Source organism: Bacillus sp. EB106-02-03-XG38, assembly GCF_058792175.1.
The window spans coordinates 303,638-328,138 of sequence record NZ_JBYTED010000001.1 but is presented as its reverse complement, the minus strand read 5'-3'; the positions used below and the strand labels follow the sequence as shown (position 1 = coordinate 328,138).

The 24,501-nt window shown below is 35.7% G+C and carries 24 protein-coding genes; 10 read left to right on the top strand and 14 right to left on the bottom strand.

What is annotated here, in order from left to right; translation table 11 throughout:
* Positions 1-28: 28 nt before the first annotated feature.
* The 7 genes from AC3WTI_RS01685 to moaA form a co-directional block, all read right to left on the bottom strand.
* On the bottom strand, positions 29-772 hold the full coding sequence (locus tag AC3WTI_RS01685; protein ID WP_087959668.1) for an amidohydrolase family protein: 744 nt from the start codon (positions 770-772) through the stop codon (positions 29-31).
* Positions 773-1,023: 251 nt separating this feature from the next.
* The gene (gene narK / locus AC3WTI_RS01680; RefSeq protein WP_087959667.1) at positions 1,024-2,193 is read right to left on the bottom strand and encodes a nitrate transporter NarK; all 1,170 of its coding nucleotides are present in this window, start codon (positions 2,191-2,193) and stop codon (positions 1,024-1,026) included.
* Positions 2,194-2,273: 80 nt separating this feature from the next.
* Complete coding sequence (moaD, locus tag AC3WTI_RS01675) at positions 2,274-2,507, bottom strand: molybdopterin converting factor subunit 1 (RefSeq protein WP_087959666.1); 234 nt, start codon at positions 2,505-2,507, stop codon at positions 2,274-2,276.
* Positions 2,504-2,974 (bottom strand): molybdenum cofactor biosynthesis protein MoaE, encoded by a 471-nt coding sequence (locus AC3WTI_RS01670; protein ID WP_087959665.1) that lies wholly within the window; start codon positions 2,972-2,974, stop codon positions 2,504-2,506. The genes moaD and AC3WTI_RS01670 overlap by 4 nt, the downstream gene beginning before the upstream one ends.
* Positions 2,975-3,018: 44 nt before the next feature.
* Positions 3,019-4,308: a molybdopterin molybdotransferase MoeA gene (locus AC3WTI_RS01665; protein ID WP_087959664.1), complete on the bottom strand. Its 1,290-nt coding sequence runs from the start codon at positions 4,306-4,308 to the stop codon at positions 3,019-3,021.
* Between the two features lie 42 nt (positions 4,309-4,350).
* Positions 4,351-5,364, bottom strand: coding sequence for a molybdopterin-synthase adenylyltransferase MoeB (locus tag AC3WTI_RS01660; protein ID WP_087959663.1), 1,014 nt, complete (start codon positions 5,362-5,364; stop codon positions 4,351-4,353).
* 17 nt (positions 5,365-5,381) lie between these two features.
* On the bottom strand, positions 5,382-6,395 hold the full coding sequence (gene moaA, locus AC3WTI_RS01655; RefSeq protein ID WP_087959662.1) for a GTP 3',8-cyclase MoaA: 1,014 nt from the start codon (positions 6,393-6,395) through the stop codon (positions 5,382-5,384).
* Between the two features lie 278 nt (positions 6,396-6,673).
* On the opposite strand from moaA, the gene AC3WTI_RS01650 reads away from it, so the two are divergent.
* Complete coding sequence (locus tag AC3WTI_RS01650; RefSeq protein ID WP_097841415.1) at positions 6,674-7,366, top strand: Crp/Fnr family transcriptional regulator; 693 nt, start codon at positions 6,674-6,676, stop codon at positions 7,364-7,366.
* Positions 7,367-7,459: 93 nt separating this feature from the next.
* On the opposite strand, the gene narI is transcribed toward AC3WTI_RS01650, so the two are convergent.
* Genes narI through AC3WTI_RS01630 form a run of 4 tightly spaced genes read right to left on the bottom strand, consistent with a single transcriptional unit; the run spans position 7,460 to position 13,865 of the window.
* Complete coding sequence (gene narI / locus AC3WTI_RS01645; protein WP_087959660.1) at positions 7,460-8,149, bottom strand: respiratory nitrate reductase subunit gamma; 690 nt, start codon at positions 8,147-8,149, stop codon at positions 7,460-7,462.
* 17 nt (positions 8,150-8,166) lie between these two features.
* Positions 8,167-8,697: a nitrate reductase molybdenum cofactor assembly chaperone gene (gene narJ, locus AC3WTI_RS01640; RefSeq protein ID WP_087959659.1), complete on the bottom strand. Its 531-nt coding sequence runs from the start codon at positions 8,695-8,697 to the stop codon at positions 8,167-8,169.
* 19 nt (positions 8,698-8,716) lie between these two features.
* A complete protein-coding gene (gene narH / locus AC3WTI_RS01635) occupies positions 8,717-10,192 on the bottom strand; it encodes a nitrate reductase subunit beta (RefSeq protein ID WP_492304294.1) in 1,476 nt (491 codons plus the stop codon).
* A complete protein-coding gene (locus AC3WTI_RS01630) occupies positions 10,182-13,865 on the bottom strand; it encodes a nitrate reductase subunit alpha (protein ID WP_097841413.1) in 3,684 nt (1,227 codons plus the stop codon). The genes narH and AC3WTI_RS01630 overlap by 11 nt, the downstream gene beginning before the upstream one ends.
* Positions 13,866-14,343: 478 nt before the next feature.
* On the opposite strand from AC3WTI_RS01630, the gene AC3WTI_RS01625 reads away from it, so the two are divergent.
* The 5 genes from AC3WTI_RS01625 to AC3WTI_RS01605 all read left to right on the top strand — a co-directional run bounded on the left by AC3WTI_RS01625 (position 14,344) and on the right by AC3WTI_RS01605 (position 20,138).
* On the top strand, positions 14,344-14,844 hold the full coding sequence (locus AC3WTI_RS01625) for a hypothetical protein (protein WP_097841412.1): 501 nt from the start codon (positions 14,344-14,346) through the stop codon (positions 14,842-14,844).
* Positions 14,845-14,871: 27 nt separating this feature from the next.
* On the top strand, positions 14,872-15,090 hold the full coding sequence (locus AC3WTI_RS01620) for a hypothetical protein (RefSeq protein ID WP_000066138.1): 219 nt from the start codon (positions 14,872-14,874) through the stop codon (positions 15,088-15,090).
* Positions 15,091-15,736: 646 nt separating this feature from the next.
* Positions 15,737-16,699, top strand: a complete 963-nt coding sequence (locus AC3WTI_RS01615; RefSeq protein WP_087959656.1) for an AAA family ATPase — start codon at positions 15,737-15,739, stop codon at positions 16,697-16,699.
* Positions 16,699-17,913 (top strand): DUF58 domain-containing protein, encoded by a 1,215-nt coding sequence (locus tag AC3WTI_RS01610; RefSeq protein WP_087959655.1) that lies wholly within the window; start codon positions 16,699-16,701, stop codon positions 17,911-17,913. Before AC3WTI_RS01615 ends, AC3WTI_RS01610 begins: the two co-directional genes overlap by 1 nt.
* Entirely contained in the window at positions 17,910-20,138 is a 2,229-nt protein-coding gene (locus tag AC3WTI_RS01605; protein WP_097841411.1) for a transglutaminase TgpA family protein, read from the top strand. The genes AC3WTI_RS01610 and AC3WTI_RS01605 overlap by 4 nt, the downstream gene beginning before the upstream one ends.
* Positions 20,139-20,204: 66 nt before the next feature.
* Here the strand turns inward: AC3WTI_RS01605 and bsaA are convergent, their stop codons facing one another.
* Positions 20,205-20,687, bottom strand: a complete 483-nt coding sequence (bsaA, locus tag AC3WTI_RS01600) for a glutathione peroxidase (protein WP_000219424.1) — start codon at positions 20,685-20,687, stop codon at positions 20,205-20,207.
* A gap of 224 nt (positions 20,688-20,911) precedes the next feature.
* Here bsaA and AC3WTI_RS01595 point away from each other — a divergent pair, with 224 nt between their 5' ends.
* From AC3WTI_RS01595 to AC3WTI_RS01580, 4 genes are all read left to right on the top strand, one after another.
* Positions 20,912-21,121, top strand: coding sequence for a DUF3925 family protein (locus AC3WTI_RS01595; protein ID WP_000844977.1), 210 nt, complete (start codon positions 20,912-20,914; stop codon positions 21,119-21,121).
* 97 nt (positions 21,122-21,218) lie between these two features.
* A complete protein-coding gene (locus AC3WTI_RS01590; RefSeq protein ID WP_253621545.1) occupies positions 21,219-22,190 on the top strand; it encodes an MBL fold metallo-hydrolase in 972 nt (323 codons plus the stop codon).
* Between the two features lie 85 nt (positions 22,191-22,275).
* Positions 22,276-22,710 carry a hypothetical protein gene (locus AC3WTI_RS01585; RefSeq protein WP_087959652.1) on the top strand — a complete coding sequence of 145 codons (435 nt, stop codon included), beginning with the start codon at positions 22,276-22,278 and terminating at the stop codon, positions 22,708-22,710.
* 153 nt (positions 22,711-22,863) lie between these two features.
* The gene (locus AC3WTI_RS01580) at positions 22,864-23,109 is read left to right on the top strand and encodes a hypothetical protein (RefSeq protein WP_087959651.1); all 246 of its coding nucleotides are present in this window, start codon (positions 22,864-22,866) and stop codon (positions 23,107-23,109) included.
* A 54-nt stretch (positions 23,110-23,163) separates the two neighbouring features.
* Here the strand turns inward: AC3WTI_RS01580 and AC3WTI_RS01575 are convergent, their stop codons facing one another.
* Both AC3WTI_RS01575 and AC3WTI_RS01570 read right to left on the bottom strand, forming a co-directional pair.
* Complete coding sequence (locus tag AC3WTI_RS01575; protein ID WP_087959650.1) at positions 23,164-23,844, bottom strand: DUF3600 domain-containing protein; 681 nt, start codon at positions 23,842-23,844, stop codon at positions 23,164-23,166.
* The gene (locus tag AC3WTI_RS01570) at positions 23,841-24,419 is read right to left on the bottom strand and encodes a sigma-70 family RNA polymerase sigma factor (protein ID WP_087959649.1); all 579 of its coding nucleotides are present in this window, start codon (positions 24,417-24,419) and stop codon (positions 23,841-23,843) included. The genes AC3WTI_RS01575 and AC3WTI_RS01570 overlap by 4 nt, the downstream gene beginning before the upstream one ends.
* Positions 24,420-24,501: the final 82 nt, after the last annotated feature.

Below are 24,501 nucleotides of genomic sequence, written 5' to 3'. Positions count from 1 at the left end.
ACATTTAATTCAAATGTAGACCCTGCCGCTACCCAAAATACCATTTGAAAGCATTCGTATACAGGATGTTATCGGTAGCTTGTTCATCAAATAGCTGTTGAATTAATTTGATATCTCCATACTCAAAAGGTCTTTTTGCTCTTGTAGATGGTAAATCTGTTCCAAACATAAGTGCATCTGGGTTAACTTCATAAATCGACTTTAAGGCATTCTCAACATCTAATTCGACACGACCAAAACCAGTAGCTTTCACATGTACCCCTTTATCAACTAGTTTTAATAAATGTGGTAAACCTTCTTCTGATAACCCTAAATGATCAATTGATATAGCTGGTAATTTTTCTATAGTAGATGCAATTTCGGATAACTCTTTTGCATCAATATAAAGCTCACTATGCCATCCTACTAAATCATGAACTCTTCTAGCAAAGTAATCCAGCTTCGATAAATCTTCTGAACCACCTCTTTTAATATTAAAGCGTAATGCTTTTATCCCATTTTCATTTAAATTTAGTATTTCTTCATCCTTCACTGTAAAAGGTAATTGTGTTACGCCACAAAATGTTGAACCCAACTGTTTTAGTGCCTTTAATAAATATTCTTGATCCAACCCTTGGAAAGAACCAGATACGATCGCTCCACCAATTACATTCAAATTAGGAGTTTCATTCTGATAATCTTCTACAACAAAGTTGGGTGGAAAATATCCTTGGTTCTCAATGATCGGAAAATTAAAATCAATAATATGAAAATGTGCATCAAAAATTCTCATTTCATTTCCCTCTCCTCTCTTTTCTTTAACATATCAAACATGACACATAAAGAAAATTATGGATTATTTATACAAATTCATAATTTTATCTTATCGACCTAAACTGTATTCTCTATTTTAAGTGTACTTTTTCACAATATCCATTAGCCTTACCAAAAAATCTGTCCCTAAAAAAGATAGCAATAAAACATGTCGAAGTCTATTACTAAAAGAACCATCCTAGATTACTTTAGGATGGTTCTTTTTCTTTATTAATGATTTTTTAACATCACTAACAGCTTTTCTTGACTATACATCCACACTGTAATGATTAAACAAGCAAGTGCGACTTCTGATAATGCCATAAATCCAATTGCATAATGACCTGTTAATTGGAATAGTAAAGTTAAAATTAGCGGCGGGAAGAACCCTCCTAGTCCGCCTAAAGCTGAAACGAGTCCGTTTACAATCCCTGCTTGCTCTGAGAAGTACATTGGAACGAGTTTGAAGATTGTACCATTACCAATCCCTGCACAAAATGCGACTAGTAAGCAACCAAATGTATACACGTTCATACTAGGCATAAAGGATAAAATAATACCTGAAAGTGTTAAACCGATAAATACGAAGATTAATATTTTAAACGGGTTAAACTTATCACCAAGCCAACCACCAATTGGACGCATCATTGTTGCGAGTACAATGAATCCAGCTGTCCGCATACCTGCATCTACTTTTTCTAATCCAAAGTGAGATACTAAAAAGTTTGGTAAGTATACTGTAAATGCGACAAACGATCCGAATGTTAAAAAGTAAAAGATACATAGAAACCAAAGTTTTTCATTTTTATATACACCTTTTATTTGTTCCATTAATGGTGTATTCACCTTTTTCTCCTTACGATCGCCTAATAAAAAGTTCATAAGTGCAAACGCTGCAAGTAAAACTAAATAACACTGTACCGTCGTTCTCCAGCCAACTGAAGTTGCAATGACAGGTGCTAAGAACGAAGTAATTGCTGTTCCGGCGTTACCGACACCGTAAATACCATTTACAAAACCGTGACTCTCTTTCGGAAAGTATTTCGGTAAAGAAGTTACGCCTACAGAGAATACAGCGCCACCGATTCCGACAAATAATCCACCAATAATTAAATCCATCATTGAATTAGCAACACTAATATAAAAGACAGGAAATAATAATAAAATAAAACTAATAAAGAATAATTTTCTTGCTCCGAAACGATTTGTCCAATAACCAATTGGAATACGAAGAACAGAACCTAAAATAACCGGTACTGCCGTTACCATAGAAATTTGTCCCGCAGTTAATGGAATATCCACTTTAATATAAGGCATTAATGATGATAAAATGACCCATACCATAAAACCAATTACTAGATTAGAAGTTTGTAAACTTAATTGAAAATTAGGACTTTTCACCCTGTTCCCTCCTATGTATGCATAGTTATATTCATTCCCTCCAGCCTAATCACGTCCTAACATGATTAGGCTGAGAAGAATCAACCACCACTTACTGGCGGAATCATTGCTACGACATCGCCAGTTTGAATGATATCATCCTCATTTGCATACTCTTCATTGATAGCGATCATTATCTCACTTGAAATCGCTACGTTGTATTTCTTAATGAGCACTTCTTTTAGTTCAGCAACCGTAATATTTTCACAATCTATGTGTAATGTTGGCTTACTTACTTCTTCTTGTAAATGTGCAAATAATAGTACTGCAATCATATTCTCATCTCCTTTCCAGGCTCACCATTCTCATAAGCTACCTTCTCTAACTGATCACCTATCCATGATTCACCATCTTCCCAGAACTCTTTCTTCCAAATGGGAACAATTTGTTTTATACGCTCCATAATATATTCATTCGCCTCATAGGCAGCTTTACGGTGTGGTGTAGAAACAGCAACGACAACAGCAAGATCAGAAATTTGTAGTGTACCAATGCGATGTGTAATGGCGACATATGTCCTAGGCCACTTCTCTCCTACTTCGATGCCAATTTTCTCAAGCTGTTTTTCTGCCATTGTTTTATATGCTACATACTCTAAATAAAGCGTACGACGTCCTTTCGTAAATTCTCTAACAGTACCAATGAAAGTAGTAACTGCACCACACTCACGACGAATTACTTTGTTTGTAACTTCTTCAATTGAAATAGGTGTATCAATTACTTCATAATACGTATGTGTCATCTTGCACCTCTTATCTTTATATAAGTTAGCAATCTATTTTTCTATTATTTGTATGATCGAAGCGGTTCTTCCCATGGCCACTCACTCCCGGCAATTGATTCTAATAACAGTACCGAAACAGTTATTCCTGCTTCAAACCCTCTCGTTCCTCCCGGCAGGACGATACATGCATTTGCCTCTGCAAGTGAAGAAATTGCACTAGATTTATCTAAACCAACTGGTGTTGCTTGCAATTGGCCATCTACAATTTCTACTTTCCCTCTTACAAAACGCGTAAATGGGTTTGCTTTCGGAAAGTCTTTCTGTAAAATTGCCTCTGTACGAAATACATGCGCATTTTTCTTATGCAAGTATGTTCCAATGACTGGTCGAACAAATAATTCACATCCGACATAACAAGCAGAAGGATTACCAGATAGACCAAATAGTAGTTTTCCTTCTACCTCAGCTACAGTTGTCACACTTCCTGGTCGCATCGCTATTTTGTTGAAAAGTACATTGGCTTGCAATCTCAGATAAATAGCAGGTAAATAGTCATAGTCTCCTACCGAAACGCCACCAGTCGTAATTAAAATATCAACTTCTTTTATCGCTTTTTTTACAGTGTTATAACACGTCTCTAAATCGTCAGCGATTTGTCCATAATACTGTACAACTCCGCCCGCTCGTTCAATTTGAGCAGCGATCATATAGGAGTTACTATTTCGAATTTTCCCTGGCTTTAAGTGTTCATGTACTTCGAGCAGTTCGCTTCCTGTTGTTACAATTCCAATAACCGGCTGTTTTACAACATGTACTGAACTATAACCAAACGTAGCAAGAAGTGCTACTACTCCAGGATTAATAACAGTCCCCTTTTTCACAAGGATGCTATTTTGTTTTACATCTTCTCCTTTAAAAGAAATGTTATCCCCCGAAGAGAAAGAGTGTTTTAATTTCATATAAGTCTTTTTGTTTTCTTCAAATCCTTCCGTTAGCTCTAACATAACAACAGCATTACACCCCGCTGGAATTTCCGCACCCGTCATAATACGGACAGCTTGAAATGGTTTCACTTCTTCCGTAAAAACAAAACCTGCTCCAATTTCACCAATCACTTCAAACTGAATGGGATTACTGCTACTTGCTTCTTTTGTATCTTCCGCTCGAATTGCAAACCCGTCGTATGGAGAGCGATCAAAATGCGGAACGTCATAATCTGCAATAACATCTTCTCCAAGAGTTCTTCCATAACTTTCTATAAGAGAAACCTCTTCTATTTCACCTTGATGTGCATATTTCATTACTCGTGTAACTGCTTCCGCCACTGGAATTGGTATACGTTTTTCTAACATTCGTTTTCACCTCTATTCAATAAGGTGACACTCACTTTCTGTTCACCCTATATATGTTGCGTATAATCGTTTTGCTATTTTCACATCATTTGTCCCATGAATAAATGCCCTACCGTCTATAAATAAAACGAAACGATATTCATCAATTACAAATGATAGTAAGTACGGCGTTTTTTTGACATGTACACTCTTTTGTAATCGTTTTTGAATTTCGGTCAAATTAAGATTTTTCTTTATTCCTGAACGGATTTGAACTGTATTCCGTCCGCATAACACTTCCGTTTTCATCTGCGATTCAAATGTTAAACTTGGATACGTTCGTGATTTCCCGCAAGATGGACATGTACTTTTTTTCTGTCTATTTACTTTTAATGAGAGATATTGATTGTTCCAAATATCAAATGATAACATCGTCCCTCTTAGCGACTCATAATCATCCACCAATATTTTCATCGCCTCTGTCACTTGGTGCGCAACAACCATTTGTACAGCTGGCTGAATAATTCCGGCTGTATCGCATGTTGCACCGCCCGTAGGATGATCCATTAGACAGCGAAAACATGGTGTTTTCTCAGGAAGAATTGTATACGTTACACCGTAACTTCCGATGCATCCGCCGTATATCCAAGGTATATTCTCTTTTTGTGAAATGTCATTTATAAGTAGGCGTGTATCGAAATTGTCAGTCGCATCTATGATGAGATCCACATCTTTTGTTAACTCTTCTATTTCTTGCATCATGACATCTGTTACAATTGGTACAATTACCACTTCAGAATTAATCTTTCTTAAATGCTCTGCCGCTGCAATTGCTTTCGGTTTACACTGCTGCGCATCTTCTTCTGTATATAACTGTTGCCGCTGTAAATTACTCCATTCGACGTAATCACGATCGGCAATTGTCAATTTCCCAATTCCCATCCTAACGAGCGCTTCCGCATTTGCAGCTCCTAGTGCACCCGCACCGATTAGGAGCACATGCCTTTCTCTTATTTTTCTTTGTCCCATTTCACCAATTCCAGAAAACAATACTTGCCTTGCATATCGCTCTTGCATTTGGAATCCTCCTTTCACTATCCGCCAATGTATGACATTTCAACTTTTGGACGTTTATTTGTACTTTCCGCCGTTCTTTCATCTGAATATCGATCTGTTCTATATTGCCATGTATGTTGTAAAATTTTTAATAGTGATGCATCCGAAATATTTTCTCGAAGAAGCGTTCGCAAATCCGTTCCTTTCGTTCCAAATAGACACGTGAAAAACTTGCCGTCTGCCGAAATACGGGCTCTCGTACAAGAAGAACAAAATGACTCTGATACTGAAGTAATAAATCCGACTTCTGCATCGCTCCCTACATATCGATACAATTTCGCAACTTCTCCAAAGTAACGAGGTGGAACAGGCTCAATTGGATATACTCGATTAATCTTCTCTATTAATTGTTCCTTCGTAATCACTTGTTCAAAATTCCATCCGTTCGTACTGCCTACATCCATAAACTCAATAAAACGGAGCTGAATTTCTTGTTCTTTAAAATAACGAGCCATATGAAGGATTTGACTGTCATTCATTCCTTTTTTTACTACCATATTTACCTTTACTTCTAATCCAGCAGCCTTTGCTGCTTCAATTCCTTTTAGTACAGGTTTTGTACTTACATTTCTCCCATTAATTTTTTGGAAAATGTAATCCTCTATCGCATCTAAACTAATATTTACACGTTTTAATCCCGCGTCTTTTAACGCCTTAGCTTGTTTTGCTAAATGAATTCCGTTTGTTGTGAGTCCAATATCTTTTAAGCCTTCTAGCTTTGTAAGTCTTGCGATTAACCACGGTAAGTCTTTACGTAATAATGGTTCACCGCCAGTAAGCCTAATTTTTTCAACTCCCATACTTATAAACAATCTTGCTAATCTTTCTATTTCATCGAACGTTAATAAAAACTCTTCCTGTAAAAAAGCGTAATCAGGTCCGAACACTTCAGCAGGCATACAATATGTACACCTGAAATTACAACGATCAATAACTGAAATACGTAAATCTTGAAGTGGCCGTTCTAATGAATCTTTCATTTTCTCGTACATCTATATCCCTTCTTTTCTGTTGCAATCCTTAGTAAGCTTTCAATTTTTTATTTGCCTTTATTATAAAAAATAAGCTACAAATTCAATGTGACTTTTCTCACATCACTTTCCCCATTCAAAAATTCTTCACAAATCTGTTCGCATTTTGTTCACATCTTCAGTCTCTCCTCCTTACGGTCATTGAAATTTTACTATATTTTTAAAATAGCTCTTGCATTTTCAGCATATTTACACTCAAAATAGGAAATGTATTGCTTATAAGAAGAAAGGTGATTGCTGTGACAAACAGTATGACATTATCTCAAGATTTAAAGGAATTACTTGCATCTGTTGAATATAAAATGCAGATTAAAAAGGGGAGTTTTATTTTTCAAGAAGGTATGGAAGCAACAGAACTCTATATCATCCACTCAGGAAAAGTACAAATTAGTAAACTAAGTGCTGACGGGCAAGAATTAACACTCCGTATTTGTTCGGCATACGACATTATTGGAGAATTAACATTATTCACGGACAATGCGAAGTATTTATTGAATTCAAAATGCCTTGAAGATGTTGAAGTAGGAGTAATAAAGCGTGAAACCTTAGAAAAAGCATTACTCCAAAAACCCGCACTTGTATTTGAATTTATGAAATGGATTAGTGAACATTTAAGAAGAATGCAAACGAAGTTCCGAGACTTAGTATTACATGGCAAAAAAGGTGCCCTGTATTCTACTCTCATTCGAATGACAAATAGTTATGGTGTGTTAAAAGAAAACGGGATTCTTATCGATTTACCTTTAACGAATCAAGAACTTGCTAATTTCTGTGCAACTTCACGTGAAAGCGTGAATCGGATGTTAAATGAATTAAAAAAGCAAGGTACAATTTCTATTCATAAAGGAAAGATTACCATCCACGATTTACAGTTTTTAAAATGTGAAATTGCTTGTGAAGATTGCTCTGCTTCTGTTTGTAGCATTGATTAACATCTTATTTAATTACTTATACTTATAAAGAAAGCCGAGGTCTCCAATTAGATCTCGGCTTTCTTTATAAGTTACTAAACATATAAAACAACATTATTTTTTCAATTCATTTGGAATACGTCTTCTGTAAATTACATAACTACGGCTTACGTATTTAATTGGGGCACTAAATACATGTACTAGTCTAGTAAATGGCCATACTGCGAATAGACCCATACCTGCAATTATATGAATTTTAAACCATACTGGTACTTCCGTCATATACTCAACTTTCGGTTGGAAAATAAAGAGACTTCGGAACCAAGGACCAATCGTTGTACGATAATCAAACCCTTTTGAGTCGATGTTTAAAAATGTTGAAGAAAGCCCTGCTAGCATTACGATAAGTAATAAAATAAGCGCAATATAATCCCCCTTCGTACTCGTTGCAATGATACGTTTTACTGTTACGCGGCGGTACGTTAATATAATTAAACCGATGATAGAAGCAATACCTGCCGGAAGTCCGAAACTAATTGCCGCTGTGTGATACATATGCTCTGAAATACCTATTGAACGATATACAGCTTCTGGAATTAAAATTCCCATAACATGACCGCCAATTACGAACATAATCCCAAAGTGGAATAATAGACTTCCAATTCGTAGCATTTTCTTTTCTAATAGTTCACTAGATTTTGATGTCCATCCAAATTGATCATAGTTGTATCTGAAAATATGTCCACCGATAAAGATTGCAAAAATGATATAGGGAAACAACACCCATAGAAATTGATCCATCATTTTGACAACTCTCCTTTCTAATTTGTCTGTACACCCCATGTATCGATAGCGAGTAGCACAGCCGCAAGAATTGGTTCATACATGCTACCTGCTTCTTTTAACTGAACGTGTAATGCTTGTATGTTCTCTTTGTATTTACTCATAATTGGTTCACTGTCTTGCTCATTTGCATTTGCAAAAAACTCAAGTAAAAGTGGTAAATAATCAGGGAGTTCTTTATCTGTTACTTCAAAACCAGATTTTTTATAATGCTGCTTTAACTCTAGTAATTCAATACCTCTTTCTCTTTGTTCACCAGTGTTCATATAAGTAAGATACATATTTGTCTTTTTACCAAAATCAAATGTATATACGTAACCATCAATTAATTGATCGTTCTTTTTATTTAATGCTTGTTCTATAAATGTTGAAAGTGAAGCTTTAACTTCTTCCTGTTCAATCACTTCAACCTCTTCTTGTAATTCAGTTAAAGCTTCTCTCCACCCGATTTCTGGGTAGGAGAGAAGGAATGAAGAACATGAAAAAGCAGTTTGTAAACTTTGTTTCATATGTTTCCGCCCCCATTATTTAAGAAATTGTCGTGCAAGATCCTGGGCCACCTGCGAAGGATAAACCACAGCTTCCTTGTTCGTTATATAAATCTGCAACTTGTTCGCGGTGAGACGTTGGGATTACGAAGCGATTTTTATATTTCGCAATAGCAAGAAGATGATACATATCTTCTACATCCTGTTTCGTTAAGCCAAGTTCTTTTAATACCGCTTCATTTGGTTCTTTATTAATTTGAAGTGCTCTCATATGCGTTCGCATAACAGCCATTTTTTTCAATGTAAGACGAATATGTGATTCATCTCCTGCAGTGAGTAAATTCGCTAAATATTGAATTGGAATACGCATATTATCAATGGCAGGGAAAATCTCTTCTGCTTGCCAGTTACTCCCCTTCCCTTCCACCATGTTCATTATTGGGCTAAGCGGCGGAATATACCAAACCATTGGCATAGTGCGATACTCTGGGTGAAGAGGTAGAGCGATTTTCCAATCGATAATCATTTTATAGATTGGCGACTGTTGTGCCGCTTTTATCCATTCTTCAGGAATTCCTTGTTTTTTCGCTTCAGCTGCTACTTCTGGATCATTTGGATCTAGGAAAACAGTAAGCTGAGATTCATATAAATCTTTTTCATCTTCAACAGACGCCGCTTCTTTTACTTTGTCAGCGTCATATAGCATTACCCCAATATACCTGATACGTCCTACACATGTTTCCGAACAAATTGTAGGCATACCAGCTTCAATACGTGGGAAACACATTGTGCACTTTTCAGCTTTATTCGTTTGCCAGTTAAAATACACTTTTTTGTATGGACAAGAAGATACGCAAAATCTCCATGCACGACATGCATTTTGATCGACAAGAACAATGCCATCTTCTTCACGTTTATACATCGCACCAGATGGACAAGAAGATACACAAGATGGATTCATACAATGTTCGCATATACGTGGTAAATACATCATAAAGACATTTTCAAAATCTGTTTTAATTTCTTCTTCCATTTTCTTTACGTTCGGATCTTGTAATCCTGTTATATGTCCACCAGCTAAATCATCTTCCCAGTTTGGACCCCATTCAATTTTATCGATAAATTCACCTGTAATTGCTGATTTTGGACGAGCAACTGGCTGATGCTTACGCTGTGGACTATTTGTTAACGTTTCATAATCATAGTTCCAAGGTTCAAAGTAATCATCAATTGTCGGTTGATCTGGATTGTGGAAAATATTCACAAGGCGCTTCATTTTCGAACCGGATTTCAGCTGAATTTCACCATTTTTCAATTCCCAGCCGCCCTTATATTTCTCCTGATCTTCCCATTGTTTCGGATAACCAATACCAGGTTTCGTTTCTACGTTATTGAAATACATATATTCAGCACCTGGACGATTTGTCCAGGTGTTTTTGCACGTTACGCTACAAGTATGGCAGCCGATGCATTTATCTAGATTCATTACCATTCCGACTTGTGCTTTAATCTTCAAGCCAATCTACCTCCTTCAGTTTGCGAATTACAACGTTTAAGTCACGCTGGTTCCCAGTTGGACCATAATAGTTAAATCCATAACTTAATTGGCCATATCCGCCAATCATATGTGTCGGTTTTACGTGAATTCGAGTTGGACTATTATGCGTTCCCCCGCGGTTACTTGTTAATTTCGTACCAGGTACGTTAATGTGACGATCTTGCGCATGGTGCATAAATGCCATTCCTCTCGGTATACGGTGCGTTACAACAGCACGTGCTACAACAACACCGTTACGGTTAAAGCACTCGATCCAATCATTATCTGCAACACCCGCTTCGGCAGCGTCCTCTTTATTCATCCAAACAGTTGGACCACCTCTAAACAGCGTTAACATCGGTAATGAATCGAAATACATGCTATGAATTGACCACTTATTATGCGGCGTTAAATAGTTTAATGTAATCTCTTTCCCTTCTACTTCAGGCCGTGATTTACGGAACGGTTTATGTTGCAGAATTGGTTTAAATGTTGCCATCGTTTCACCAAATTCTTTCATCATGTCATGATCTAAGTAGAAAGATTGTCGACCCGTTATCGTTCTCCAAGGAATGAGACGTTCCACGTTTGTAGTAAACGGTGAGTAACGGCGTCCACCTTTTTCAGAACCTGTAAAGGCTGGAGAAGTAATCACTGTTTTTGGCTGCGCTGTAATTTGTTCAAATGTGAAGCATTCTTCTTCACGTTCTTCTGCTAAATCACGCAGTTTTAAATCCGTTTGTTTTTCAAGTGCTTCCCATGCTTTTACAGCCATATGACCGTTTGTTGTAGAAGAAAGTGTTAATACCGCTTCGGCAGCATTGATTGCTTCTTTTATGTCTGGGCAACCTTTTGCAATAGAATCTGTTCGAACGACTCCTAATCGGCTCTTTAATTGCTCATATTCTTTTTCCGCCGACCAAGAAATCCCTTTCGTACCAATCGGCTGTTTTCCGGCATTTGGTCCTAGCGCAGTCATCTTGTCATAAATCGTTTTATAATCCCTTTCGACAACATGAATTTGTGGCATCGTTTTACCCGGAATTGGTTCACATTCACCCTTACTCCAGTCTTTAATTTTGCCAAGTGGTTGCGCTAATTCTTGCGGTGTATCATGAAGAAGTGGTGTTGCCACAACTTCTTTCATTGGTTCAAGATCAATTTTCTTTGCTAAATCAGACACGGCTTTAGAAAGAGAAGTGAAAATATCCCAGTCAGAGCGCGCTTCCCACGGTGAACCGATTGCCGGATTAAATGGATGTACAAATGGATGCATATCTGTACTACTTAAATCATGCTTTTCATACCAAGTTGAAGCAGGTAAGACGATATCAGAATAAAGAGCAGTTCCAGCCATACGGAAATCTAAATTAATGAGTAAATCAAGTTTCCCTTCTGGTGCCTCTTCATGCCATTTAATTTCTTCTGGTCGCAACGAATCACTATCGTCATTCATTAATCCGTTCGTTGTACCTAATAAATGTTTTAAGAAATATTCGTGACCTTTACCGGAACTTGAAATTAAATTTGCACGCCATACGAATAAGTTGCGCGGGAAGTTATTTTTGTTATCTGGATCTTCAATTGCAAATTTCAGTTCTTTATTTTTTAGTTTTTGCGCAACGTATTTTCCGATTTCTTCTTGCGTTGTTGCACCAGCGGCAACAGCTTCTTTATATAATTCAATTCCATTTTTCTCGAATGTCGGATACGAAGGTAACCAGCCAAGTCGTGCTGCTAATACGTTGTAATCACCGTGATGTTGATAACGAGAGTTGCCTTCTACTGGTGATGCTAAATGTCCAACTGGTGTATCTTCATAGCGCCATTGATCTGTTACGAAATAGAAGAAAGATGTACCGTTTTGTAATTTCGGTGGCCCTTGCCAATCTTTTGCCATCGCGATCGTTTGCCATCCTTCTGCTGGTCGTAATTTTTCTTGTCCAACGTAATGCGCCCAACCACCGCCGTTTACACCTTGTGCCCCAACGAGAAGAACGAGATTTAAAACAGCACGATAAATCGTATCAGAGTTAAACCAATGGTTAATACCAGCTCCGACAATAATCATTGAGCGACCATTTGTATCAACAGCATTTTGTGCGAACTCACGAGCGATTTGAATAATAAGCTCACGTTTCACTCCTGTCATCTTCTCTTGCCATGCAGGTGTAAACGGCACATCATCATTGAAATCTTTCGGCTCTTGTCCGCCAAGCCCGCGGTTCACACCGTAATTTGCTAACGTTAAGTCGTATACAGTTGTAACGAACACTTCGCCCTCTTCTGTCATAACCTTTTTCACTGGAATTGTACGTTCTAATACTTTGTTTCCATCATCAGAGAAGTACGGAATTTGCACAGTTCCAACATTATCTTCCATTCCAAGTAAAGAAAGACGTGGATCAATCTTTTCACCTGTTTCTTCATCTTCTAAACGTAAATTCCATTTCTTTTCGTTATCCCAGCGTGACCCCATTGTGCCATGAGGTGTTGCAAAATCATTCGTGTTCTCATTCCAAAGTACAGGTTTCCATTCTCCTAACTTCGTTTCGCGCCCAATATCAGAAGAGTTTAAGAAACGATCAGCAACGAATTGATCTCCTTTTTGTTTCAATGTGACGAAGAAAGGAAAATCAGTATATTGCTTCGCATAATTTGTGAAGTATTCCACTTGATTATCTACGTAAAATTCTTGTAAGATTACGTGCCCCATTGCCATCGCAAGTGCACCATCTGTACCTTGTTTCACACTAATCCAATCATCCGCAAACTTTGTAGATTCAGCGAAGTCAGGACTAACAGAAACGACTTTCGTTCCTTTATATCGAACCTCTGCTAAAAAGTGAGCATCTGGTGTTCTCGTCATCGGTACATTTGAACCCCACGTCATAATGTAACCAGAGTTATACCAGTCACTACTTTCTGGTACATCTGTTTGATCACCCCAAATTTGCGGAGAAGCTGGTGGTAAATCTGCGTACCAATCATAGAAGCTAAGCATTGGTCCACCCATAAGTTGCATAAAGCGACTACCAGCTGCATGACTTAACATCGACATAGCTGGAATTGGCGAGAAACCAACATTTCGGTCTGGACCGTATTTCAATACTGTGTATAGTAATGAAGCAGAAACAAGTTGTAACACTTCATCCCAATTCGCACGAATGAATCCCCCTTTACCACGCGCCTGCTTATACGTACGTGCTTTTTCAGGGTTTTCCACAATGCTTTTCCATGCGTCTAATGGTGACTCGTTATTTTGTAATTCTTCTTGCCACATATTCCAAAGAACACCACGTACATACGGATATTTCACACGAAGCGGACTATAAATGTACCAAGAAAAACTCGCTCCACGTGGACATCCTCGTGGTTCAAAATCAGGCATGCCAGGACCTGTCGTTGGATAGTTAAGCTCCTGTCCTTCCCAAGTTACAATTCCATCTTTCACATATATATTCCAACTACATGAGCCAGTACAGTTTACGCCATGTGTAGAACGAATTACTTTATCATGCTGCCAACGCTTTCTGTACACATTCTCCCATTCACGATCTTCATATGTTTCTTGTGTATGATTATCGTTATAACGATCTATTGGTGAAAAATATTTTAAACGTCTCATTAGTGCTGAAGGTTTCTTCTTCATACTGTTCACTCCTTTAATACGTCTCTCTTACATACCCTTACTATAAGAGAGGGTGTAAAATTCAGATGTGACATTTCGCACAGTTCAAGAGATTGTCAAAAATTCCGGAAAACATATAAAAAAGTGAAAATCTAATCATTGTAGAGGGCTCACATCCTTCACTGACTGTTAAATTACTTCCTTGCTTCTAGCAAAGTTTAAGATGAAGTACAGATAATAATGAGCTTGCAAAAAAATTTCTTATATAATAGAGGAAGTAATTTGGGAGTAGTTAAATTCGATATAACTAAATTGTTAGATGAGTTAATAAATGAAAATACAATACTTTAAATCCACCATATCAAGGGCAACTATCCTGAAAATAGTTGAACAAAAAACGCCAGGAAATCCATATGAATTGTCAGCAATTTGGATTGAATCAATAGAAGAATCCACCAAGAATGGCAGGATTTTAAGATAATAATAAAAGGAGTATATTATGAAAATAGAACCGCTTTATGCAGAAAACATTATAGTAGCCGTCATATATAAAAATGAGTTTAGATGGTATGTAACAGATAAAGAACTATGGTTTTTAGATTATAATAAATTAGATCATGCATATAAAAATTTAGGTATAAGCATTGAAGATAATGACGAAACGGAAGAAAGAAATGGAATAAAAGTATTAGATCATGAAAATGTAGAAGTATTTTTAGTAAGGATTAATCAATATAAAACAACTAAAGAAGAATTAAATTATTTACTACTTGAAAATATTAAAAGGAAAAATGCAGGAGAAGATCTATTAGATTTTAGTCCAATCTTATTAATTAACTTTGATAATAAAATACTATATTCAATGTTTCCAGAACCGGCATCATACGAAAACTATGTACCAAAAGATTGGAGTGGTACATATGAAGATTTCACTGAATTCATACCTACAGCAGAGAAATATTGGATAGATGAGTTTAATAACAATCTATTTTCACTATAATTTAAACGGGATAAGGATGATAATAGTATGAGTAATAAAGATGTAGTAACTATATTAAATGAAGAATTCGAAAATGAGCAGACTGGTGAAAAGTTACAAGGGTTAACAGTTATAGTTGATGGAAAGTTAAAGCAAGTCATGGATATAATAATCGACAAAAATGATAATTATAGTAATTATACTGAAGTAGTCAAAGATGCACTATTTGAGGGGATAAATAATATCATTAATAAAATTAATAAATGATAGATACTAACTACAAAAAATTAAATACTTAATCTAAATAACGAGGTAAAGTGTAACGAAAATAAAACACAAATATATATCATAATAAATAATAACGAAGGCTACTACTAATAACGAAGGCTACTACTAATATAAAAGGCGTTAGTCTTCGTTATTATTTTTTTTAAAATGAAAGGAGTTCAAAATACAACGAATATACTCTCGACTTCAAGCCCTGAAATTTAAAATTTTGCGCCGCTGTTTCAGGCACCTGGCAAATACAAATTCCGAATATCTCCTCCGCCCTTAAAGAAAAAAGCCCGTATCTATACCGACTATAATTTGAACGTTTTTAATTTGTCTTCGATTTGTTCTCCAGTAATTCCAATGGATCTTAACGTTATCGAAGGATGACTCTGATTTAATAAGGAATTTATTTTCTCCAACGATACTATTTTATATCCAGACATATTTTATATAAAACTACAAATCATTATTTACCATATTGCCCTAAGTTACGGAAACAATTATACTAGATGTAATCAGAATAAATAATCTGAATATTCTTAGAATTAAAGATAAAATCTTTACTACCCACAATTAGATGGATACATTCTATTTTCCACTAAATAGATTAGAAAACGATAATAACATTAGGAGGATTACGATGCACCAGCTTGATTCATTACATCCCATTATAGAAAAAATAATCAACAATATTGAAAAGTTAATGGTCGGAAAACGAAAAGAAACGATCTTAGCTTTGACAGCTCTCTTAGCTGAAGGTCATGTACTATTAGAAGATGTTCCTGGCGTCGGGAAAACAATGTTAGTACGGGCACTTTCTAAATCTATTGATGCTGATTACAAACGTATTCAATTTACACCTGATTTACTTCCATCAGATGTTACAGGTGTTTCTATTTATAATCCGAAAGAGCTCCAATTTGAGTTCAAGCCTGGACCAATTATGGGGAATTTTATACTGGCTGATGAAATTAATCGTACATCTCCAAAAACACAGTCAGCCTTACTTGAAAGTATGGAAGAAGGCAATATTACAATAGATGGTATGACAAGACCGTTACCAAAACCGTTCTTTGTAATGGCTACACAAAATCCGGTCGAATACGAGGGAACATACCCTTTACCAGAAGCACAGCTCGATCGTTTCTTGTTGAAACTAAAAATGGGATATCCTACACCAGAAGAAGAATTTGAAATTTTAAATCGGATGGAAAAAACGAATCCTCTCTCCCATTTACAAGCTATTACTACAATAGAAGAATTACTTTATTTGCAACAGTGCGTACGGGAAATAAGCATGGACAAAGCAATCAAGCATTACATTGTAAAGCTTGTTAGTCAGACTCGTTCTTATAGTTCTATACAGCTTGGTGCAAGTCCACGTGGCTCGATTGCTTTAATGAAAGCTTCACAAGCTTATGCTTTTATCCATGGAAGAAATTATGTTATTCCAGACGATGTTAAATTTTTAGCTCCTTACGTATTGGCTCACAGACTCATTCTAAAAATGGAAGCAAAATTTGAAGGGATTACAGGAGAACAAGTTATCGCAAAAATTGTTGCAAGAACTACCGTACCGACTCAAAGGAAGATGAACCTTTGATGAAACGAATACTACGATCACTCTATCATTTTACTAAGTTATCACTCATTCCGTTATGCTTAGTCTTAACATTTGTATACGCTATGCTTCAAGGAGGATTTGTAAGTTGGTTTTTGTTTTACAGTATGATTCCTATTGGTCTTTATTCATTATTACTCCCCTTCTATGCTTTACGGAACGCCGAAGTAAAACGAATAACAAATCAAGACGAATATGTTGCAGGAGAACCATTTTTAAGCACCATTACAATAAAAAGAAAATTTCCTTTTCCCTTACTTTATTTAATTATAGAAGATGAACTACCATCACAATTTACAAATTGTAAACAAACGAGAATGAATAAAGTAATACTCTTTCCAGGATTGAAACGAAATATTTCGTTTCAATATGCAATTGACACAATCCCTAGAGGTGAGCACTCTTTTTCAAGCGTACGTGTCAAAACTGGCGATCTATTCGGTATGATGGAGAAAGAAATAACTTTCTCAGTTCCAGATACATTTTTAGTCTATCCTCAGTATGTAGATATAACGTATCGACAAATGGAAAATCATTTCGAACAAGGAGCTCTTTCAGCAAATATAAATTTAGTAAAAGATTCTACCATTTCTGTCGGTGTGAGAGACTATAAACCTGGTGACCGCTTTTCGTGGATTGATTGGAAAGCAACTGCACGAACAAACAACATTATGACGAAAGAATTTGAACAACAGCGCAGCCATAATATTATGATATTCATGGACAGAACCTCATCCCCTCTATTCGAATCAGTCGTCACATTTACTGCCTCTATTGTTAGGACTGTCTTGAAACAAAATTCACCAGCGTCATTCGTGTCTTTCGGAAAAGAGCGAACTTTTTTCCCTTTAGACAATGGAGATAGTCAGTTACATCAAATCTTTTGTCATTTAGCGAAAGTACAAGCGGACAGCGCATTCCCGCTCTCCAGGAGTGTTGAAATGGAATTAAGAAAAATTTATGAGCCTGTAACGATTATACTCGTGACAAGCGATCTTTCTCCCGATATTCAAAAAACAGCTGACTTTGCTGCTATAAAAAATAGAAAATTAATGGTTTTTGTCGTGAAAGAAAAAGCAAATCAACTCTCACATCGAGAACTCAGTATTCTAGAAACTCTACAAAAAAGAAAAATATTTGTAAATGTGGTTTATGGAAACCAGTATACAAACGTGTTTTTTGAGGTGAGCAAATGATAACATTACAGGCAAAAAAACAATTGGATATGACTAGATTTTTCATGCATGCATGCGCATTTCTACTTTTACTAGAATGGCTAAGGCCTCTTATAGGTATTACAAACGTAGGTAGATTAGATATTTTTGTAATATTTATAGGGATTTGCTTCACTCTCTCTTTTTTTCAAACAAGATGGCAGATTCCTATAAAGATTGTCACAATTTTATTCATCATTCATTTCCTGTATTATAAAAATGCTTTTATAAATCCATCTTGGTTAACGAAATTTTTTACTGATATTTCTCGTAATTCCTCCTTGTTATTTCAAGGGAATTTGCTAGATATTTCTCCAGTTTTTCCAACACTTTTATTTTTTATATCATTTTGGTTTTTGAGTGCTTTCATCTCTTTTTGGATGATTCATAAAAAACGTGGATTTTTATTTCTTTTATTGACTATTATTTATATTACTGTTTTTCATAACCTGCATTTATATAATGCTAACTACACTATTGTTCGTGCTGTTGTTATTGGCTTTTTTATGCTTAGTCTTCTTCGCATAGAACGAATAAAAGAGATGGAACACTTACAAAATTATGCTAGAGAAATCTCAAAATTACTTAGACCACTTACAATATTTATTGTATTGTCAGCAACCATCGCATACTTCGCTCCAAAATTTGGTGCTCAATGGCCAAACCCAATGGATTTTTTAAAATTCAACACGTCCGAAGCAAGTAAAAAGCAAGGAATTTCTAAAATTGGGTATAGTTTAGATGACTCGAGATTAGGCGGTCCTTTTAAGGCGGATCCTACAATTGTTTTCACAGCACAAACAGAAAACAAACAATATTGGAGAGTCGAAACGAAAGATTTTTATACAGGAAAAGGCTGGGAAGTTTCTGAAAATCAAAAAAAGGTTTCTTTTAAAAATAAAAATGACGTCGTGAGCTGGTACGAACAAAATACAAAAACAGAGACAACTAAGGCGACAATTACCATGCAAAAAAGTTACCCTCACCTTACCTATCCAGCAGGATTAGTATCTGTTGCAGCTTCTTCTAATGTATCATACAGTATTGACCCATTTTCAGAAAAAATCTATACGATGGACGGAGATTCTTCTACTACTTTACATTCATATAAAGTAACGTATGAGGTCCCGGAGTTTTCCATAGAAAACTTAAAAGCTGTAAAAACGAATGAAGGTCAAGAAACAAATCCTTATTTCATGACAAAGTACACGCAACTTCCCGAATCATTACCGCAGCGAGTAAGAGACTTAGCTGCTAATCTAACAAACGATAAAGACAACCGATATGATAAAGTATTGGCTATTGAAAACTACTTCACTGACCATTCTTTTGTATACGAAACAACAAGTGTCTCATTCCCTGCCAAAAACCAAGATTATGTAGATCAATTCCTTTTTGATACAAAAAGCGGCTACTGTAATAATTTCTCAACATCTATGATCGTGTTACTTCGTTCTGCCGGGATTCCTGCTCGCTGGGTAAAAGGTTATACGGAAGGAACTCTTGATAATACACTCGCCTCTGCAGACGGTGAGGATGTTTATAAAATCGCAAACGATAACGCACACTCTTGGGTCGAAGTATATTTCGCTGGATACGGATGGATTCCATTCGAACCAACAAAAGGATTTACGAATCCCTATAATTTCACAAATAATACCCCTGCTCCTACTATACAAAATAGCGAAGAAACTAATTCTCAAAACACGCAAATGCACCAAAGAAACAATGAAGCAAAGCTTAAAAGTTTAATAGAAGATACAGAAGAAACTCCTACTAAAAAGATTACAAATTCTAAAAATAAATTTTCTTGGTGGTACGTGTTCCTTTCTACGATACCAATAAGTATCATCGGCTATACTCTCTTCGCTACTAGAATGAAATGGATTACATTTTTTATCATTCTTTTCTATAAATATCGAAAAGATGATACTGTTTATAGCAAAGCTTATGATGCCCTTTTGAAACAATTTGCGAGAACTGGTATACCACGAGAGGAAAGTCAAACATTCCGAGAATATGCTTTCCATATCGATACACTTTACAGCTCAAATGATATGCAACAGCTTACTTTCAGTTATGAAAACGCTATGTATCAAAAGGGACAGGCCGCAGCAGAATGGGAAAAATCTGTACACTTGTGGGAAATCCTTATGAAAAAAGCTGCTTCTCCGCCTAAATCAAATGACTTCCATTCAGCGATTTAATCTTGAAAAAGCCTCAAAGAACTACATTGTTCTTTGAGGCTTTTTTTAATAAAGTGAAACTTCTAGTTATTCTCCAAGTACCTTCTCAATCTCGACCTCTAAATCAACCGGCTTCGTCTGCGGCGCAAAACGCCCTACTACTTTCCCGTCTTTTCCAATTAAAAACTTAGTAAAGTTCCATTTCACTGCTTTCATACCTAGTAAACCTGGTGCTTGTTCTGTCATGTATGTATAAAGAGGATGAGCCTTATCACCTTTCACATCAATCTTTGCAAACATCGGGAAATTCACACCGTAGTTTAACTCACAAAAACTAGTAATATCTGCTTCTGTACCTGGTTCTTGTCCTCCGAATTGATTACAAGGGAAACCGAGTATTTCTAGTCCTTGGTCTTTATATTTATCATATACTTCTTGTAGTCCTTTATATTGCGGCGTAAAACCACATTTGCTAGCTACATTTACAATAAGAAGCGCTTTCCCTTCGTAATCTTTTAACGATTTATCTTCTCCTGTAATCGTTTTAGCTGAAAAATCATAAACTGTCATTATCCTTGCCCCTCTCTTCACTACCATTCTATGTTTATACTATACTACATTCGTGAATATACAGCTCTTATTACGTACTTACAACCAGAAATGATAGCGCTTTATTTTTGTTCAAAAATTCGACACAAACTACTAGACTTTTAAGATGCAAAGTTTTACAATTAAATTGTGAACAAAATGTGACAGTTTATATTCTATTATTATAGAAAAGGATGGTGTTCAATATGAAAACTGCACAACATGAAACGATTTCAAATCGCGAGTTTTATTTCGTACTATATATGATGTTATTGTATGTGATTGGCTGGGTAATCGATGTAAATGGTTTATTTTTAAGCTCCTATTTTAATTTAGCTGGAGAAATTATGCTTCCATTAGTTGGCGGTATTGTTGGGCTGTTCGTTATGTCTATCAATAAACAACAAAAGCAATAATTACAATACAAAAAGGCAGAAAACGAGGCTTTCGTTTTCTGCCTTTTTGTATTTTTAGCGTATAATAGTTACATACCTTATATAAGGAGTGGTAAAGATGAAAAAAGTAGAGCAACTATCTTCTCACCTATATCTGATTGATGATTTCGATCTACAGCATAATGAACGAACAGGTACATACGTTTTATTAGGTGACGATATTACTTTAATTGAAACTTGTGCAGCCCCTTCTCTTCCGTATATTTTAGAAGGCTTACAACAATTACATATTGATTTAAACGCAGTTAAAAACATTATCGTTACACACGTTCATTTAGATCACGCAGGGGCTGCTGGTTTAATGATGGAAAAGTGTCCAAATGCTACTTTATATGTGCATTCTCGCGGTGCTCGTCATATGATTAATCCAACAAAACTCATTTTAGGCGCAAAAGCTGTATACAGAGAAGATTTCGACAAACTATTTGATCCCATTCTTCCTATAGTAGAAGAACGTGTTCATATTGTACAACATGGTGATACATTACAAATTGCCGAAGACCGCATCCTTACATTTTACGATACACCGGGACATGCAAAGCACCATATTAGCATTCACGATTCATTAACAAACGGCATTTTTACTGGTGATACAATTGGCATTTATTATAGAGAACTTGCAGACGTTGGTGTAGAACTATATTTACCATCAACGTCTCCTTCACAATTCCAACCCGATGCGATGATTGCTTCTAAAAATCACATTCAAAGTATGAATGTAGATAGTATTTATTTCGGCCATTACGGCGCATCATCCAATGTTACAGAAGTATATAACCAGCTTGAACATTGGTTACCTATTTTCGTTCATACTGGAAAAGAGGTCTTTGAACAGTATAATGATTTCGATGAAGCTACTAAAGCTTTACAAACTGTATTAATGGATAAGATCTCTTCCCACCTTACAAAGTTAAACGTTCCATCAGATCATTCCGTTTATAACATTTTACATCTAGATATAGAAATTAGCGCGATGGGCATTATAGATTATTTCACGAAGCAAGAAAAAGAAAACTCCACTATTAACTAACCGTAAAAGAAGAGATATACAACAGTAGTTATTGTATATCTCTTTTTTCTTTGAATATATTTTTAATAAAGGATGGTGGAATACAATGCAAAAAGTGATGCTATACCTTTGCTTTACATTATTTATCGTCTTATTATTATTCGTCGGAGTGAAAATTCAATTTTATTTAGATACAGATGCGCAGGCAACCTTTAACGTTTATCCAAGATTATTCTACTTTACACTCTTCCCTCTTATAGTTGGCATTTTATTACGATTCCTTCAATCCATTAATCGCTACACAAGTAAACAAAACTGGCGCTTTCAACCGGATAAATTTATCGCTATTACTGTGCCTACTCTATTCATTTCCTTTTCTCCAGCTCTACTCTTTTCATCACTTGGTGCGTACTTACCTTATTTAGCTAATATTATTCTTATAAATACAACTTTTGTTACGATAATTAGTTTAATAGCTGGTTATTCACTGTTAGATTCCTTTATACAAAAAGACACTGCAAATATGAAAAAATATAATTGATGACCAATACTTAAATATCATTGGTTTCGGCGGTTTATTTATAAATGCAATATTACTTATAAAAGTCGCTACACATGAGAAAAGGAAATTTATATTAAACTAAAGGGGATCACGTACTAAGTCAAATTACATTTCAATCAAGGGAGAATTATTATGTATAGATTTTTTGGAATCTCATGTTTAATGTTTCTCGCAAGCATATTTTCTTTCTTTATTCTAAGAGGGCCTAATGCAAATTTAACTTTAGTTATTTCCATACTAGTTATTCTCTCATTACTCGGCATTATTTTTGCGATAGCTTCAAAGAATTGGTTATTCGGAATAGTTGGTACAGCATTAAATGGAATAATACTAGTAGTTGCATATTTCCTATTGCTAGCAAAAGGCATAGGTGGTTAATATATTTACGTTTCAATAAGAAAAACTCAGAGCTTAGACTCTGAGCTTTTTTACTTATCTCACCTTTTCGTCTACATACTCCATAAACTGCTCTGCTTTCATAAATCTTTCTTTATATGCCTCAGGTACTTCTTCTAGTTTTATTGCACCGGTTGATTTTGTCTTCACTCGTACTATTTCATGTGTCATTAAAGCTTCCATATAGCGATCAAACTCTTCTTGCGTTAATACTTCCCTACTTGATTTATGACCATTTAATTTATCAAAGTATGGTTGAAGGCCCATACTTACCTTTTTCATTTCTTCTCTTTTTGCTGGTGATAATGCATCATAATCAATATTACCGTTCGAATCTCCGTACGCAAGCTTTGCATTTGTTAATTTTTTAAGTTCTTTTGTAAACACTTCATATTCTTTTGTACCCATTTCATCTTTCGCTTCTGATAGCTTTGCACTAAAACGCATGTACGCCTCTAATGTCATCGTTCCAGCATGTTTTTTTAAGTTTTCAAAAGATCCGTATATACCATCTGCCATAATAGATTGATACGCAAAACCGGTCGTCGGGATTAAAAAAGCCGCTGCAAGTACTCCTGCGATAAGGCGTTTCTTCCTCTTACGCCCCCCTTGATTCATTTTTATTTGAACGATTACTTTTTCTTTCAACTCCGGCGGGGCAACAATCCCCTTCGCTTCCTCTTGTATAGATTCTCTAACTCTACAATCTAAACTCATTTCACATTCCCTACCTCTCCTAAAAAGATTTCTTCTATTTGCTCTTTTTGACGTAGTTTTTTTAATGCTGCGTGAATTCTAGATTTCACAGTACCAATTGGAATATGTAATATTTGTGCTACTTCTTCTTGAGAGTAGTCGTGTAAGTATCTTAATATAATAACTTGTTTCAATTTATACGGTAATTTATAAATAAGTTCGATTAGTTTTTGATTTGATATTTTACTTACAACATCGTTAGAAAAATCAATTTGTACTGGTTTTCTTTGCTCTTCTGCTTTTTTTATAATTCGTAGTCGCATCCACCTCTTTCTTCTATAAGAGTGAATTTGTTTAATCGCAAGTCCAATTAACCAAGGACGAAATGGCTTCTCGCTATCATACTTACGAAGCGATTCATATAGTTGTATGTATATTTCTTGAACGACATCATCTACATCCGCTTTATCATCTATTAAAAAATGTGCTGTTTTATATACTTCTTGAATCGTTTTATCATACAATTCGCTATACGCTTCTTTATTGCCTGATAAAGTTAATTGGATTAAATCTGTATACACTGTTTCATCCTTCATATACCATCCCTCCTTTGTCTTACACTATATATTGGCAAGTAATCCATATTTCGTTCGATTTTTTCAAAAGTTTTTTATATAA